General features: G+C 40.2%; 15 protein-coding genes. 7 read left to right on the forward strand and 8 right to left on the reverse strand.

The genetic code is table 11. The features are described 5' to 3' along the window. Positions 1 to 50 precede the first annotated feature (50 nt). Both N6B01_RS11085 and hpaR read right to left on the reverse strand, forming a co-directional pair. The gene (locus tag N6B01_RS11085) at positions 51 to 611 is read right to left on the reverse strand and encodes a biotin transporter BioY (protein WP_182417829.1); all 561 of its coding nucleotides are present in this window, start codon (positions 609 to 611) and stop codon (positions 51 to 53) included. Positions 612 to 785: 174 nt separating this feature from the next. Beyond that, entirely contained in the window at positions 786 to 1,226 is a 441-nt protein-coding gene (gene hpaR, locus N6B01_RS11090) for a homoprotocatechuate degradation operon regulator HpaR (protein WP_262078785.1), read from the reverse strand. A gap of 533 nt (positions 1,227 to 1,759) precedes the next feature. Here hpaR and N6B01_RS11095 point away from each other — a divergent pair. Continuing rightward, positions 1,760 to 2,386, forward strand: a complete 627-nt coding sequence (locus tag N6B01_RS11095; RefSeq protein ID WP_262078787.1) for a hypothetical protein — start codon at positions 1,760 to 1,762, stop codon at positions 2,384 to 2,386. A gap of 188 nt (positions 2,387 to 2,574) precedes the next feature. Then, positions 2,575 to 2,907 (forward strand): protein tyrosine phosphatase family protein, encoded by a 333-nt coding sequence (locus N6B01_RS11100; RefSeq protein ID WP_182417831.1) that lies wholly within the window; start codon positions 2,575 to 2,577, stop codon positions 2,905 to 2,907. Positions 2,908 to 3,012: 105 nt separating this feature from the next. Here the strand turns inward: N6B01_RS11100 and N6B01_RS11105 are convergent, their stop codons facing one another. From N6B01_RS11105 to N6B01_RS11125, 5 genes are all read right to left on the reverse strand, one after another. Next, positions 3,013 to 3,468, reverse strand: a complete 456-nt coding sequence (locus N6B01_RS11105) for an SH3 domain-containing protein (protein WP_262078789.1) — start codon at positions 3,466 to 3,468, stop codon at positions 3,013 to 3,015. Positions 3,469 to 4,239: 771 nt separating this feature from the next. Next, positions 4,240 to 5,649 (reverse strand): 3-isopropylmalate dehydratase large subunit, encoded by a 1,410-nt coding sequence (leuC, locus tag N6B01_RS11110; RefSeq protein WP_182417833.1) that lies wholly within the window; start codon positions 5,647 to 5,649, stop codon positions 4,240 to 4,242. A gap of 399 nt (positions 5,650 to 6,048) precedes the next feature. After that, positions 6,049 to 7,338 carry an ATP-binding protein gene (locus tag N6B01_RS11115; protein ID WP_262078791.1) on the reverse strand — a complete coding sequence of 430 codons (1,290 nt, stop codon included), beginning with the start codon at positions 7,336 to 7,338 and terminating at the stop codon, positions 6,049 to 6,051. Between the two features lie 2 nt (positions 7,339 to 7,340). Next, positions 7,341 to 8,000, reverse strand: coding sequence for a response regulator transcription factor (locus N6B01_RS11120; protein WP_182417834.1), 660 nt, complete (start codon positions 7,998 to 8,000; stop codon positions 7,341 to 7,343). Continuing rightward, positions 7,997 to 8,302, reverse strand: a complete 306-nt coding sequence (locus tag N6B01_RS11125; protein WP_262078792.1) for a PepSY domain-containing protein — start codon at positions 8,300 to 8,302, stop codon at positions 7,997 to 7,999. Before N6B01_RS11125 ends, N6B01_RS11120 begins: the two co-directional genes overlap by 4 nt. A gap of 108 nt (positions 8,303 to 8,410) precedes the next feature. Between N6B01_RS11125 and N6B01_RS11130 the strand changes: the two genes are divergently transcribed. Next, complete coding sequence (locus N6B01_RS11130; RefSeq protein WP_182417836.1) at positions 8,411 to 8,743, forward strand: PepSY domain-containing protein; 333 nt, start codon at positions 8,411 to 8,413, stop codon at positions 8,741 to 8,743. Between the two features lie 123 nt (positions 8,744 to 8,866). Here the strand turns inward: N6B01_RS11130 and N6B01_RS11135 are convergent, their stop codons facing one another. Further along, positions 8,867 to 10,825, reverse strand: a complete 1,959-nt coding sequence (locus N6B01_RS11135; RefSeq protein ID WP_262078793.1) for an acyltransferase family protein — start codon at positions 10,823 to 10,825, stop codon at positions 8,867 to 8,869. 443 nt (positions 10,826 to 11,268) lie between these two features. On the opposite strand from N6B01_RS11135, the gene N6B01_RS11140 reads away from it, so the two are divergent. The 4 genes from N6B01_RS11140 to N6B01_RS11155 are packed head-to-tail and all read left to right on the forward strand — an operon-like array spanning position 11,269 to position 14,867. Beyond that, the gene (locus N6B01_RS11140) at positions 11,269 to 12,276 is read left to right on the forward strand and encodes an ABC transporter permease subunit (RefSeq protein ID WP_182417838.1); all 1,008 of its coding nucleotides are present in this window, start codon (positions 11,269 to 11,271) and stop codon (positions 12,274 to 12,276) included. Between the two features lie 9 nt (positions 12,277 to 12,285). Continuing rightward, positions 12,286 to 13,176 carry an ABC transporter permease subunit gene (locus N6B01_RS11145; protein ID WP_262078795.1) on the forward strand — a complete coding sequence of 297 codons (891 nt, stop codon included), beginning with the start codon at positions 12,286 to 12,288 and terminating at the stop codon, positions 13,174 to 13,176. Between the two features lie 3 nt (positions 13,177 to 13,179). After that, the gene (locus tag N6B01_RS11150) at positions 13,180 to 14,022 is read left to right on the forward strand and encodes an ABC transporter ATP-binding protein (RefSeq protein ID WP_262078796.1); all 843 of its coding nucleotides are present in this window, start codon (positions 13,180 to 13,182) and stop codon (positions 14,020 to 14,022) included. Next, on the forward strand, positions 14,019 to 14,867 hold the full coding sequence (locus tag N6B01_RS11155) for a dipeptide ABC transporter ATP-binding protein (protein ID WP_262078797.1): 849 nt from the start codon (positions 14,019 to 14,021) through the stop codon (positions 14,865 to 14,867). The genes N6B01_RS11150 and N6B01_RS11155 overlap by 4 nt, the downstream gene beginning before the upstream one ends. Positions 14,868 to 14,936: the final 69 nt, after the last annotated feature.

The raw sequence follows: 14,936 nt of genomic DNA on the forward strand, positions 1-14,936 counted from the left end.
TGCGAGCTAAATTAAAACGAATTTAACGAAAACCAATTGCACCCCTCATCCTATTTGATGCCAGTATTAGCAAATTGGCCCGGCAATGCTTTATGCAGCACTTTTAAAATTCCAAAGACAATGGCAACTTTAACAAGATCTACAGGGATAAAGGCGAGATTGCCTAAAATAATGGTCCATAAAGATTTATCATCGGTAATAATATACAGCCAAAGAATACCAAAGAAATAAACAGTTACAATACCACCAAGGATCAAAGCAACAATCTGCTTAACAGGTGTTAGATTTTTTCTGAAAACGTGGAATAAAGCGCCAATAACTGCAACGCCGAAAGCCCAACCAACAAAATAACCGGCCGTAAAGCCCATAAATACACCGATACCACCACGGCCACCCGACAAGACAGGCAAGCCCACAGCGACCAATATCCAGATAATTAAAATAGCGCAAACACCTCGCCGTGCGCCTAATAACGCACCAGCAAGCATAACCCCAAGACTTTGTGTCGTAATCGGAACTGGGATAAAAGGAATGGTAAAAGCCGGGATAAAACCAAGCACGATGATAAAGGCTGCCATTAATGCGATAAGCACTACATCTTTTATAGTCACGCCAGATTCCTTTTTGTTTCAGCTTCTGGCTCTTATAGCAGCTTTGCAAGTTCGATTGAAGCACTTTGGATTAAAAAAGGTTAAAGAAAACCGAACTAGATCATGGAATAAAAGATATTTACACTGTTTAAAAGCGCAAATATCTTTATCACAAGTTACAAAAATTAGAGTTTTCTAATTTTCAAGTTCTTCAATTTCGTGCAGGAGGGTCAAAAGTTGTTGAAATTTTTCCTTCCCAAAACGCTCGACAAAAGCGTTATATATCGCCTCTCCCACCGGAGTAATTTTATCAATGATACTTATTCCCTCGCGCGAAAGGACTAGCAAAGATCGCCGGCTATCAGATGGGTCTTTCTCACGAATAATAAAATCACGCATTTCAAGAGCCCGCAATATCCGCGTAAGACTAGGCGATAAAATACAAGATCGATTGGCAAGTTCTGTCGCTTCAAGAGGCGACTCTTCCCGTAAAACACGCAAAACGCGCCATTGCTGCTCAGTCATATCAAATTCTGCAAGCATGCCACGCAAATCGCGTGTGATAATTTCACGCGCGCGTAAAAGACTTACAGCCAAGCAGTTCTTAATAAAACTTATCTGCTCCATATTTTTCATTCTATTATTATCCCTCAAATCGGACTAAACCAGAAAACCCAAAAAACGGAAGCACATATTAAAAATGCGAGCCCCTCAGACTTGCATTCACGACAGACAAGTTTTACCAATTCCTAAATTGCTAATATTACGCAACTATTGGTATTCATTCTTCAAATATATGAGAAGTTGTTTTTTTGATGCTACCTGTTGAAACAGGGCTTATTTTTTTGGTGTCAAAAGGCTAAATCCGTTATCTTAGTTTTAGTCCCCACACGCGGACATAAAGATAAATAGGTAACTCTGTCAAAACATATTTTATATTTTAGTACATAATCACATAATGTTGAACGAAATTGCGATCAAATTTGATTTATTTTGTTATAAATATTGTTGTTAATTTTCAAAAAACGGCATTTAGCGACCATATGCTTTAACCAAAATAAATGCCATAGGCACATATCCACTTGAATTAATCAATTGGCAATTCCACTCAAACCGAATTTGATTTAAGATAAATTGGTAGCCGATCAAACAATTAGGAATTATTCTCGATGAAATTATTATACCTAGTCATTTTATTGAGCGGTGTTTTTTTTAATATTACTGCCCCGGCAAAATCTTCTTCGCTTACTAGCAATAAAACTGTAAGCGGAGAAGACTTAAGTACTCTTTCTATACGTTGGTGGCAATGGGTAACCAATGCCCCTGATGATTTAGATCCGCTTGCCGATGATACAGGCGAGCATTGCAATTATGACCAAAGTGGCGATGTCTTTTTTCTGGCGCCTAGCTATAGCTTCGACAAGGTAGTGCGCAATTGTGCAGTCCCTAAAGACAAATATATCTTTTTCCCCGTCATCAGCATTATGCGTTGGGATACTGGCGATGGCTTATCCTGCGATGACTTAAAAAAAGAAGTCAACGCTGCAATTAACAGTGCCAGAGATATGGTCAGCGAATTTGATGGACAAAAACTTGACGGAACTCGTGCGGCAACGTCGAACTGTTTTACAATCCCTGGCGATGAAGACCATTATGCGTCCGATGGCTATTGGATCTTGCTCAACCCGCTAAGCGAAGGCGAACACCACTTGCATTTTAAAGGCCTTATTGGGGATGATGCCGCAATGCAAGATGAATATATGCAAGATATAGAATATAAAATTTATGTAAAATAAGTCTAAAAATATTAATGTATTGAACTATTTGACAAATATTCTTGTAACAGCGTTAAAATACGTTATCTTATTAAAAGTTAAAACCAAATATTATAAATATATCTCTTACATTATTCTTGGTTTTGTTCTTTTTTCCAAGAGTTTAAATGTGAAGAAAATATTAAAACGGAAATAAGTGAGGACATTTTATGAAGATAAAGCCGATTGATGATGGTGTATATGTATGCGGTCAGATTGAACCAACAGATATGGCTGCTTTAAAAGAGTTTGGCATTGCAACCATTATCTGCAATCGCCCTGATGACGAGGAAGTTAACCAACCATCCTTTGCCGACATTAAAAAAGCTGCCGATGCAGCAGGCATAAACACTTATTATGTTCCAGTTGTGCCTATGGGTATTGCTGAGGAAGATCTCGTCGCGATGCGTAATGCCATTGCTGAGGCTAAAAAGCCGCTGCTTGCTTTTTGTCGCTCTGGTGGTCGCTCAAGCACTATTTACAGCCTTGTTACCGACAACTAATCTTAAAGCGACTAACACTTAAAAAAAAGACCTATCTGATCGATCATGAAATCAGATAGGCCAATTGGTTAGCTTAATTTTAGCTAACGGGGATTTATGAAATCCTTAACGCAAATTTTGTGGTGCAATTTTAGCAACATTAATGCGGCTTTGGTTAGCAGCTTTTGCTTCTGACTTTTCAGGAACAATGGTAATTGAAATATTTAAGCCAGCAGATGCCGTACGGCCACCTGTTGCGCCAGCACTACCACCTGCACCACCACTAACTGCCATTGAACGAGCACGGCTATTTGCAGCAGCTAATTGCGTTGAAAGCTTATTGGTTTCAACCCAACCTTTCTGGCTGCCAGCAGTTACATAGCACCAAGCTGAATTGCAAACACCAACATTAACTTGAGTACCCTTAGCAATTGTGGTGGTGATTGCGGCACCATTTGCAGGTGCATTATGCAATGATAAGGCAGGGGCTGAAACTGTGGTTGCTTGTGCAGTAAGTGCGCTACCGATTACAGCAATTGCGAGAGTTGAAGCAGCGATGATTGATTTTGCAAAACGGTTCATGATCTTTATCCTTAAATTTTTATAGAAGAACCGTAAAACCCATAATTTTAAGCAAAGTTTCTCTAATCGCGAAAACTCGTTTCGCGCTTATTTGCTTCAAATTTTGACAAGGTTAGACTGTTAACGGGAAACGCTTTATGGCTTCCTGTTGTTAAATTCTTCCGGGTTGTTTGGTTAATTCTTTTAGCTGCCTTTTATTGAAGGTTGGCTTATTTGCCATTTATCAGCCTTGGTACCCACTTAACGATACAGCTTAAAAAAGGTTCCAAAAAAAGTTTACAAAAAGTAAATGTTTTTTTTATTTTTTCGAAAAAAGAAATTAAGCCTTTTATGAGCTATAATATTGCGCATCTGCATATTTTACGTAATGGTTTAATTGACGACCTTTTGAACCAACTTATAATTGATTTTATAGTTTTGAGTGAAAGGGTTGTACAGTGAATGATCTTCACTAGCACTATATCTTTGAAGTTTTCGAGCATGTCGAATTTTATCTAGAAGATGTATAATACTGGGCGTTCAAGGCGTAAATGCATCTTATTTAAAGTTTGCAACGAGGCTCTTTTTTGACCGATGCAAGCTATGCGACCTAGTTATAAATGGCTTTGCAAAATATAATTTTAATTTTATTCAACGAGATTGCATTCATTGCAGCCTCAAATTTTATTGGCATTTTAAAATATTGATAAGCTTTATTTTACTGATGAACAAAATTTTAAACAAAAAAGCGGCCCAATGAGCCGCTTTTTAGTAATCATAAAGATTTAAAGATTATTGCCACTCACGCACATCAACAAAATGACCAGCAATTGCTGCGGCCGCCGCCATAGCAGGTGACACAAGATGAGTGCGCCCCTTATATCCTTGGCGACCTTCAAAATTTCGGTTAGAGGTTGATGCACAACGCTCACCCGGTTTTAAACGGTCATCATTCATGGCAAGACACATAGAACATCCAGGCTCACGCCACTCAAAACCAGCTTCGATAAAGATTTTATCCAAGCCTTCTTGTTCTGCTTGCTCTTTCACCAAACCAGATCCAGGCACCACCATTGCTGATACAGTTGGCGCAACATGACGGCCCTTAGCGATAGAGGCGGCAGCGCGCAAATCTTCGATCCGACCATTGGTGCATGAACCAATAAACACGCGATCAATAGCGACATCAGTCATATGAATACCGGGCTTTAAATCCATATATTCAAGAGCACGTTTTTTGGAAGCGCGCTTATTTTCATCTACAATATCATCAGGATTTGGCACAACACCATTAATTGGCATGACATCTTCAGGTGATGACCCCCAAGTAACCGTTGGTGTTAAATTAGCTGCATCAATCGTGATAACTGTGTCGTAAACTGCGCCTTCATCACTTTTCAAAGTTTGCCAATAGGCAATGGCATCTTCAAGCATCTTACCTTCTGGTGAACGTGGGCGGCCTTTAATATATTCAAAAGTAATTTCATCTGGCGCGATAAGACCAGCGCGCGCACCACCCTCAATCGACATATTACAAATGGTCATACGTCCTTCCATCGAAAGCGCTTCGATGGCTTCGCCAGCATACTCAATCACATGGCCGGTACCACCTGCGGTACCAATCTCGCCAATAATGGCAAGGACAAGATCTTTTGCCGATACACCATCAGGCAATTTATTATTGACCTGCACAAGCATATTTTTGGCTTTTTTCTGGATAAGGGTTTGGGTCGCCAAAACATGTTCAACTTCCGATGTACCAATACCATGAGCCAAGGCACCAAAAGCACCATGGGTTGAAGTATGGCTATCGCCACAAACGATGGTCATGCCTGGCAAAGTAAAGCCCTGCTCTGGCCCTACTATATGCACAACCCCTTGGCGAACATCGCGTTCTGAATAATATTCAACGCCAAATTCAGCCGTATTGGCAGCAAGCGCCTCAACCTGAATGCGGCTTTCTTCGTTTTTAATGCCATTGACGCGATCTGGCGAGGTTGGAATATTATGATCAACCACCGCCAAGGTTTTTTCTGGATGACGCACTTTACGTTTCGCCATGCGCAAACCTTCAAATGCTTGCGGGCTAGTTACTTCATGCACGAGATGGCGGTCAATATAAAGAAGGCAGGTGCCATCTTCCTGACGATCGACAATATGGCTATCAAAAATTTTGTCATAGAGCGTACGCGGTGCACTCATTTTCATGTCCATTCTTTTGCCTCTAGGGCTTTATTTGGCCATTAAGGCTCATTTTTTAAATAGGAAAATTGAATTTATCAAAAAGCCAAAGGTCAAGATTATAGCCTTTTGTAAAACTTGGCTGAGCAAGTAAAAAGCTAGACCATAAGTCGGCTTAATGATGAGCCTGAAAAATACACAACAAAGCGACCTGGTAGCAGTTTATGATCCTGCACGTCCAAGCGCGTAATGGCTAATTGCCTAATAAGTGTATTCTTCAATAAAAACCTATTGTAACTCATAATTGTCTTTTAACATCTTTGATCTTGCTATGCAATCAGCTAGATTAGACCTTTTCCAAAAATATATGTTTTACATTAAATAGTGCTATATTATTGCCTTTTAAATGGTCAATCAGATTTATTTATGAAAAATAATAACCCGTAATCCCCCCAAAGGGCTGTCCTCTAAACGCATGGCAAAGCCGTAAGGCGCAAGGACATCACCGGCTATTGCAAGACCAAGACCAGTAGATTGCGCTCTTTCATCAAAGCGCACGCCGCGTTGCAATGCCAACATGCGCCTTTCTTCATCCATACCTTCGCCATCATCATCGATTATAATTTGCTCAGCATTTGGTTGAAAAATAACAATCTTTTGTTTGGCATGACGAGCTGCATTTTCAAGGACTGTTCCTAGCGCCTCGGCAAGATCTGCAACATCAATAGGCATAATTGCATTGTCATCAATATTATTTTGCCATTCTAAAGCTTCACCATAGGAGGTTGCCGACAAAACACGTACCAATTGCCGTGATAACTCGCCAAGATTACTGGATAGTTTACCTTTATGAGCAGAAACTTCGGCACGCGCGCGATGAAGCTCGCGGTCAATTTGGCGTTGCAAACCTCGCGATAAATCACGCAAGAGCACCGCAGCCTCCTTATTATTTTGTTCATCAAGCCGACTGCTCAAATTGCGCAAGGCAGCTAAAGGAGATTTTAAACCATGAGCCAAATCACCCGCCCGCTTTTGCGCCTCATCAATGCTTTGCGCTCGATTATCCAATAAGTGATTTATCGTTTCAGTTAATGGGCGCAATTCCTTATAATAATTTTGCTCCATACGCTCGTTTGTATTACTGGTTATCTTTTCAACATTTTTTCGCAAAACAGCTAATGGTCTCAAACCAAAGACAATTTGCAATCCAAACAAGACCGATAAAACCAAACCAAGCATAATGAGATAAATAGAAAGATCCGCGGCAAATTCATTGCGCGCTTTAATAATTTGCTGTTCATCAATGGCAATTTCAATTTGCAAAGGGTGCCCGCGAAATGCAACTTGACGAACCACCATCAAATAGCCACCAGAACGACCATTTTTTTCAGCTAAAGGTAAATTTAAATCCCATAGTGAGCGCGATCTTATAATATCATCATTGCTTTTATCAATCACTTGCCAATAAAGACCGCTATAGGGCTTTTCAAAATCTGGAATCACAAAGGGCAGATTAACGGCAATCTTGTTTTCGTTGTCCAACGATATACCAGCAGCGATGGTCTCGGTCCAATTATTAAGCTGCACCGAAAACCGCCGCTCAACATGGCGCTCAAAAAGCAATGAAAAACCAAGAAATGAAATAGCCAATGCGATAATAATAGCAATACAACCGGCTATAAATTGCCGCAATCGCAAAGAAGCTTTCATGGCTATTGTCCAGTTAGGCGGTAGCCAAGTCCGCGTCTTGTTTCAATAGCACTTGCACCAATTTTACGGCGCAACCTTGTTAATAATGCTTCCAATGCATTGGGATCGCGCGCATCAACATCACCATAAATATGTTCGGCGAGCTCACTTGGCGTCACCACCCGATCTTTGTGTAGCCCTAAAAACTGTACAACGCGATATTCAAGCGCAGATAAATCAACATTACGCCCGTCAACGGTAATCCGCATCAAACGTGTATCAACAGCGATATTGCCAATCTGTAATATTGGATCTGCTTGCCCCACTGAACGACGAATAAGCGCACGCAAACGCGCAACCAATTCTAACATTTCAAAAGGCTTGGCAAGATAATCATCTGCTCCTGCGTCAATGCCTTCCACTCTTTCAATCCAACTGCCACGCGCACTTAAAATAATAACCGGCACCACCACGCCAGCACGCCGCCATAATTTTAAAACAGTTAAGCCATCTTTGACAGGTAAGCCAAGATCAAGAACAATACCGTCATAATTTTCAGTTTCACCCTTAAACCAAGCATCATCACCATTATCGGTACTATCAACCGCAAAACCAGCCTGTTCTAACGCGAGACACACATCATTGCGCAAAATAGCATCATCTTCAACAACAAGAACTTTCAATCGTCTATCTCGACTTTTAATATTTGGCCAGTTTTGGCATCCATTTCTATTTCACGTATTATGCCTGATGAATCAATAATTTTAAATTCATAAATATAAAGATGATCTTCTTCATCAAATTCAAGTTTTATAACGCTTGAATTTGGAAAGGCTGCTTCAACAAAACCAAGCATTTGCATCAACGGCATAATTTCACCGCGCGCCAAGGCTTGCCGCGCCGCTTCTTGATCATTACCTGAATAGGCTGGATAAATCACTCCTATAAGAGCAATAAAAACTGTGATATAAAATAATCTAACCATTTTTGCATCATGCGCTTTTTAAACTGACAGAATACTGACGGTGCAAGTTAGGGCAGCGTCAGCACGACTCATTTAAAACATCATTCATCAAACCAAAGGAGATCAAAAATGGCAACTATCCATAAAAAACTAACAGCTCTTACTCTTATCGCTGCAATGACCGTTTCTAGCTTAAGCCTGCCAGCTATAGCACAAAATGCTCCTGTTGGCGTTCAACAACAAGCCCCTATTGGTATGCAGCAAGCCCCAATGGCAGCCCAAACCATGAACCGTATTTCTTGGTCACAAATGGTCAAGGGTCTTGAGGACCAAGGCTTTATCATTCGTGAAATTGAAACCGAACACGATGGTTGGAAAGCTGAAGTTTTCGACAAAAATGGTGCCCATTACAAACTTTATCTAAACGGACAAGGTGCAATTGTTCATCAAAAATATGATTAATTCACAAAGTTAAAACTCCATCAAGTAAAAGCGTTTTATCCTTTCGATAAAGCGCTTTTTTGTATTTGCCACCAAATTACGGAATAATGTTGATTGTAACAAGTAAAAGCCAAGCCGACACCTTTACCTACTGAAATTATAATGGCCAAAACTATTTGCAGCAGCAATAATTTTTCCAAATAAATCATGCTTTTTACCCAATTCTGCTGATCCATAGGGCGATAAATGTATGGCATCAATGTAAGCAGGATAGCCGTTATAGACAACCGGACATTTACCGTCTTCGCACATCAGCTCATCAAGATGAATGATTGGCACCACATCTTTTAACTTGTCTAACAATGCGTTTACACCATTCCTTTGATCGCTAATATCAGCATAATTTATGCTGCACATATCCATCGCTTTAGCGTCCATTGTCTTAGTACGGCGTAGAACGCTTTTGATGCAGCGATTTGGGTCAAAAGATGTGCGAGCGGGTGGGGAAATGAGGACGGTTTTAATATTATGTGCCGATAGCCAATCAATTATTTCAGCAAATTTTTGCTCAACCAGTAAGGGCGAAGATTTAACATAGCCCTGCTCTGTCAGCATATTTGCATTATTGAGATAATAGCTAAGGGATGTTGATATAATCACATAACGAAGATTTTTATGCTGTAAAATTACATCTTTAATATGTTTTTGATGCTGTAAGCAATATTCTTTTTGGGTAGGGAGTTCGGCTGTGTCTGCAAAGTTAAATAAAGGTGGGCATGCCAATAGAAAATTAGCTGCAAAAGGCTGATGAGATTTTGATGTCAACAAAGCATCAATCAAATGACCCGCATAGGAATCCCCTATTAATAAAACTTGCGGATTTGAACCATAAGTGCATTGGCTCAAAGTGAATGGGCCTTGCTCACACTGTATTGCGCTCTGCCGAACCTCGGGTATTTTTGAATATGGGCTATCAATTTTAAATGGCGAAATCGCGTATAATCGTGGCAATGCTATCGCAGTTATAGATAAAGCTGAAATGCCAATTGCAGCATAAATAAAGACCGCTTTAGATTTATATTTTGTCTTTGGTTTTCTAAATGGTTGCTCGATAAATTTCCATGACAATGTTGCCAATATTATTGTAAAAATAATTAAAATAACAAAATATTGTTTTTGAAACGGCGCAATATATAGCCGCGCAAAAACAAAAATCGGTTGATGCCAAAGATAAAGTGAATAACTAATTAGGCCAATAAAAACTAAGGGTTTCCATGATAATATTTTGCCGACGCTTGTTTGCGCCCTTGCAAATCCTAAAATCAATATGGTGCCTAAAATAACAGGTACCGTGCCCCAACCTGGAAAATCTAGCTTACGCGGTAAAAGAGTTAGAGAATAAAGGATCAAAAGCAGGCCAAACCACGATAGCCAGCTTAATGTTTTATGGGATAACTCCTTTCTATCCAATGCAGAAATCGCAAGAAGCCCACCTGCAGCCAATTCCCAAAATCTTGTTGGAAGCATAAAAAATGCAAACATTGGATTATGATAAACAAAAGCTAGGCACAAAATAAAGCTTGCTAAAAATACGGCGCCAATCGCTAAAAGCAATGTTTTTTTGCCAAAACGATAAAAGCATAAAATTAAAAAAGGGAAAATTAGGTAAAATTGCTCTTCAACCGCTAATGACCAAATATGTAAAAGTGGCTGCAATTCAGCATCGGCTGAAAAATATCCTCCCAAGAGAGAATAAAAAAAGAAATTGGCATAAAATAACACACTGGCTAGCAAACTACCCAAATAATTATCAAGTTCGTCAGGCAACATCATAACGAAAGCGATAAGTGTTGATACCAAACATACAAAAAACAATATCGGCAAAATACGCCTAATGCGGCGATCATAAAAATTGGAAAAGGAAAACTTACCAGCTTTTAAATCATCAAGAATGATAAAGGTAATTAAAAAACCACTAATCACAAAAAAGATATCAACGCCCAAAAAGCCGCGATTCATAAAATTGAACCCAGCATGAAAAAATACAACTGGCAACACGGCGAGTGCACGTAAGCCATCAATTTCTTGGCGATACTTCATCATAAATTATATTTCTAACAATTACTTGGGCTTTTATATATCGATATTTAGAATAAGCTCCCCTAACATATATCATGGCTTTGTAAAATATTTTTATGCTTTTGTTATCAGGCATATTTTTAAACAATATGTTTTTTTAAAAAAGCTAAAGCTTAATTTTTCTTTGATCTATTCGTTTTCATTTTTACGAATGGCTGTAAAGAATTGATTGATATGTAATAAAAATTTCCCAAAGCCTAGCTTTTTAAGCGTAAAATGATTAAAGAAGAAAAGATAAGGTGAGAAATTTTTAGTTGCTGTCACTGTGAAATAAAGTGATTTTAGATTTTCATCATCAAAGCAAAAACATATGGGCGAACTTAAATTGTTTTAAATTAATCATGACATTAGCGATGTAGCTTTAATGTTGATATAGCCCATCTGTCTGTGATCGGAGTAAAACATATATGTTACGTTATCTTTTGCAAAAGATTGGCTATATTATCCCGACATTTCTTGGCATTACGCTTGTTGCCTTTATTTTTGTGCGTACATTGCCAGGTGATCCAGTTTTGTTAATGGCTGGAGAACGAGGAGTTTCGCCTGAACGTCACGCTCAATTAATGGCACAATTTGGCTTTGATCGCCCCTATTGGCAACAATATTTTGATTATCTTTGGGGTGTATTTCACGGTGACCTTGGCATTTCCTTTATTACCAAAAAACCAATTGCCGAAGAATTTTTTACGCTTTTTCCAGCAACATTAGAGCTTGCCTTATGTGCAATTATCATTGCAATTATCATTGGTATTCCCGCCGGAGTTATCGCTGCAGTTAAGCGCGGCTCGTGGTTTGACCAAGGCGCAATGGGCTTTGCCCTTGTTGGATATTCCATGCCAATTTTTTGGTGGGGTATTTTGCTCATCATGTTGTTTAGTGCCAATCTTGGTTGGACACCAGTTTCAGGTCGTATCTCATTGCTGTTTTATTTTGACCAACCAACCGGATTCATGTTGATTGATAGCTGGCTTTCAGGTGAAAAAGGTGCCTTCGCCTCGGCGGTTTCGCACCTTATCTTACCATCAATCGTACTTGCGACTATTCCCCTTGCGGTTATTGCCCGCCAAGCCCGTTCTGCCATGCTTGAAGTTTTAAGTGAAGATTATGTCCGAACAGCACGTGCCAAAGGATTAAGCCGTTTTCGCGTTATTGGTATCCATGCGCTGCGCAATGCATTTATTCCAATTATCACAACAATTGGCCTGCAAATTGCAATGCTGATGAGCGGCGCTATTTTGACCGAAACCATTTTTTCTTGGCCGGGCATTGGGAAATGGATGATCGACTCAATTTCACGGCGCGATTATTCCGCTGTACAAGGTGGGCTTTTGCTTATTGCCATATTAGTGATGACCGTCAACCTTGTGGTTGACGTTTTGTATGGCTTTATTAATCCGCGCATTCGCCAGAACTGAGGTAAGACAATGACCGCAAATCAAACACAAGCCGTGACGGCAAGCGCTTTTAGTGAATTTTGGTATTCATTCAAATATAATCGCGGCTCGCTTATTGGGCTTATTATTTTTTTTACAATTGTTCTATTAAGTGTTCTAGCCCCATTAATTGCGCCCTATGGTTATCAAGACCAATTTCGTGACTTCATGCTAAAGCCGCCGGTTTGGCAAAATGGTGGGTCGTGGCAATTTATCTTAGGCACTGATGCTGTCGGTCGTGATATTTTGTCGCGCATATTGCACGGTGCGCGCTTTACCCTTCTTGTCGGTGTTATTGTTGCTTTAATTGCAATGGTTTTTGGCATTATACTGGGTGTAATAGCCGGTTACATAAAAGGGCCGCTAGATGCATTTATTATGCGCATCATGGATATTATCTTAACAATTCCATCGCTATTATTGGCCCTTGTCCTAATTACCATCATCGGTTATGGCTTAAAAGGCGCAGTCATTGCAACAGCAATAGCCTTGCAACCGCATTTTGTGCGCTTGGCACGAGCAGCTGTTATAGCTGAAAAAAACAAAGAATATGTGGTTGCAGCCAAGTTAGCAGGTGCAGGCCCGATAAGGCTTATGTTTAAAACTATTTTACCCAATTGCATGGCTCCGCTCATTGTGCAAGCAACCTTTTCATTCTCTACAGCTATTTTAGATGTAGCTGCTTTGGGCTTTCTTGGCATGGGTGCGCAAGCACCATTGCCTGAATGGGGTACAATGCTTGCCGATGCACGCGAATTTGTATCCAGCGCATGGTGGGTTGTAACTTTTCCCGGTCTTGCTATTCTTATCCTTGTTCTTTCTATCAATCTGATGGGGGATGGTTTGCGCGATGCACTCGACCCTAAGTTGAAAAGGAGCTAGGCGATGTCACTTTTAGAAATACGCAATCTATCTGTTTCTTTTGAAACTGCTTCAGGACCATTCTTTGCAGTTAAGGGTATTGATATCACTGTTAATAAAGGCGAAGTTTTAGCCATTGTTGGCGAATCAGGATCAGGTAAATCTGTGAGCATGCTAGGGGTGATGGGGCTATTACCCAAAACCGCAACGGTTAGTGCCGATATTATGCGTTTTGAAAATATTGATTTATTAAATATTTCAGACACCAAACGCCGCTCTATCATCGGCAAAGATATATCAATGATTTTTCAAGAACCAATCGCTAGCCTTAATCCTTGTTTTACTGCCGGATTTCAAGTGGAGGAAGTTCTTAAAACCCATCTGAATCTTCATGGCAAGGCTGCGCGAAAACGCACTTTAGAACTTTTTGAAGCAGTTGGTATTCCTGATCCAGAAAAGCGCCTTAAAAGCTACCCGCACCAAATATCTGGCGGTCAATGCCAACGTATCATGATTGCTATGGCCATTGCCTGCAACCCTAAATTGCTAATCGCCGATGAACCAACTACCGCCCTTGATGTAACCATTCAAAAGCAAATTCTCGATCTTTTAATGGACTTGCAACAAAACCACGATATGGGCTTGATCATGATTACGCATGATATGGGCGTTGTTGCTGAAACAGCTGATCGCGTCATGGTGCAATATAAGGGCACCAAAATGGAAGAAGCTGATGTGCTTTCTTTATTTGCAACGCCGCAAAGCCCCTATACAAAAGCACTTTTGGCAGCTTTACCCGAACATGCAACCGGAGAGCGTTTACCAACAGTTGCCGATTTTATGGCCGAGCATGGAGGTGTCTTATGAGTGACATTATAATTAAAGCTGAAAACCTCATGCGCGACTATGTAAGTTCGGGTGGCTTTTTAAAACCAAAACGTATTTTACATGCGGTGAACAAAGTTTCTTTTAGTGTTGAACGCGGCAAAACTCTTGCCATTGTCGGCGAATCCGGTTGCGGAAAATCAACCCTTGCCCGTATTATCAGCCTTATTGATCCACAGACATCTGGAAAATTAGAGATTAATGGCGAAGATATCAATATAGCTAAAACCAGTGTTACTACTCAAATGCGCCAAATGGTGCAGATTGTTTTTCAAAACCCATTTGGCTCACTTAATCCGCGCCAAAAAATTGGCCATGCTTTAACAGAGCCATTAATGCTGAATACCACAATGAATAATGTTGAGCGGCGCAAGGCAGCAGAAGAAATGCTAGAAAAAGTCGGCCTTCCTGCTAGCCATTTCAACCGGTATCCGCATATGTTTTCTGGTGGTCAACGCCAACGTATCGCCATTGCCCGCGCCCTAATGTTAAGACCAAAAATTTTAGTTTTAGACGAGCCGGTTTCGGCTCTTGATCTTTCGGTGCAAGCGCAAGTTCTTAATCTTTTGGCCGATCTACAGGAAGAATTTGAACTAACTTACGTCTTTATCAGCCATGACCTATCCGTTGTTAAATATATTGCCGATGAGGTTATGGTCATGTATTTTGGTGAAGTAGTCGAATATGGCAGCCGCGATCAATTATTTGCCAATCCGCAGCATGACTACACAAAGAAGCTTTTTGCCGCGACCCCAAATACCAATATTGCAGCTATTAAACAGCGCGTTGAAAAGCGCCAAGCTGCAAAAATTTCAAGCAATGCCTGATAGTTTAAATAAAGGTGCGGCTTAAAAACCGCATCTTTTATCGAGCTAGCGCATTTTAAAACAAAATTT

The organism is Bartonella sp. HY406 (assembly GCF_025449315.1).
GTDB lineage: Bacteria > Pseudomonadota > Alphaproteobacteria > Rhizobiales > Rhizobiaceae > HY038.

Excerpts from the sequence above, each read along its gene's own strand:
- hpaR (WP_262078785.1), bottom strand. The coding sequence starts at position 1,226 with ATGAAAAATATGGAGCAGATAAGTTTTATTAAGAACTGCTTGGCTGTA.
- N6B01_RS11095 (WP_262078787.1), top strand. The coding sequence starts at position 1,760 with ATGAAATTATTATACCTAGTCATTTTATTGAGCGGTGTTTTTTTTAAT.
- N6B01_RS11100 (WP_182417831.1), top strand. The coding sequence starts at position 2,575 with ATGAAGATAAAGCCGATTGATGATGGTGTATATGTATGCGGTCAGATT.
- N6B01_RS11105 (WP_262078789.1), bottom strand. The coding sequence starts at position 3,468 with ATGAACCGTTTTGCAAAATCAATCATCGCTGCTTCAACTCTCGCAATT.
- leuC (WP_182417833.1), bottom strand. The coding sequence starts at position 5,649 with ATGAGTGCACCGCGTACGCTCTATGACAAAATTTTTGATAGCCATATT.
- N6B01_RS11115 (WP_262078791.1), bottom strand. The coding sequence starts at position 7,338 with ATGAAAGCTTCTTTGCGATTGCGGCAATTTATAGCCGGTTGTATTGCT.
- N6B01_RS11125 (WP_262078792.1), bottom strand. The coding sequence starts at position 8,302 with ATGGTTAGATTATTTTATATCACAGTTTTTATTGCTCTTATAGGAGTG.
- N6B01_RS11130 (WP_182417836.1), top strand. The coding sequence starts at position 8,411 with ATGGCAACTATCCATAAAAAACTAACAGCTCTTACTCTTATCGCTGCA.
- N6B01_RS11135 (WP_262078793.1), bottom strand. The coding sequence starts at position 10,825 with ATGATGAAGTATCGCCAAGAAATTGATGGCTTACGTGCACTCGCCGTG.
- N6B01_RS11140 (WP_182417838.1), top strand. The coding sequence starts at position 11,269 with ATGTTACGTTATCTTTTGCAAAAGATTGGCTATATTATCCCGACATTT.
- N6B01_RS11145 (WP_262078795.1), top strand. The coding sequence starts at position 12,286 with ATGACCGCAAATCAAACACAAGCCGTGACGGCAAGCGCTTTTAGTGAA.
- N6B01_RS11150 (WP_262078796.1), top strand. The coding sequence starts at position 13,180 with ATGTCACTTTTAGAAATACGCAATCTATCTGTTTCTTTTGAAACTGCT.
- N6B01_RS11155 (WP_262078797.1), top strand. The coding sequence starts at position 14,019 with ATGAGTGACATTATAATTAAAGCTGAAAACCTCATGCGCGACTATGTA.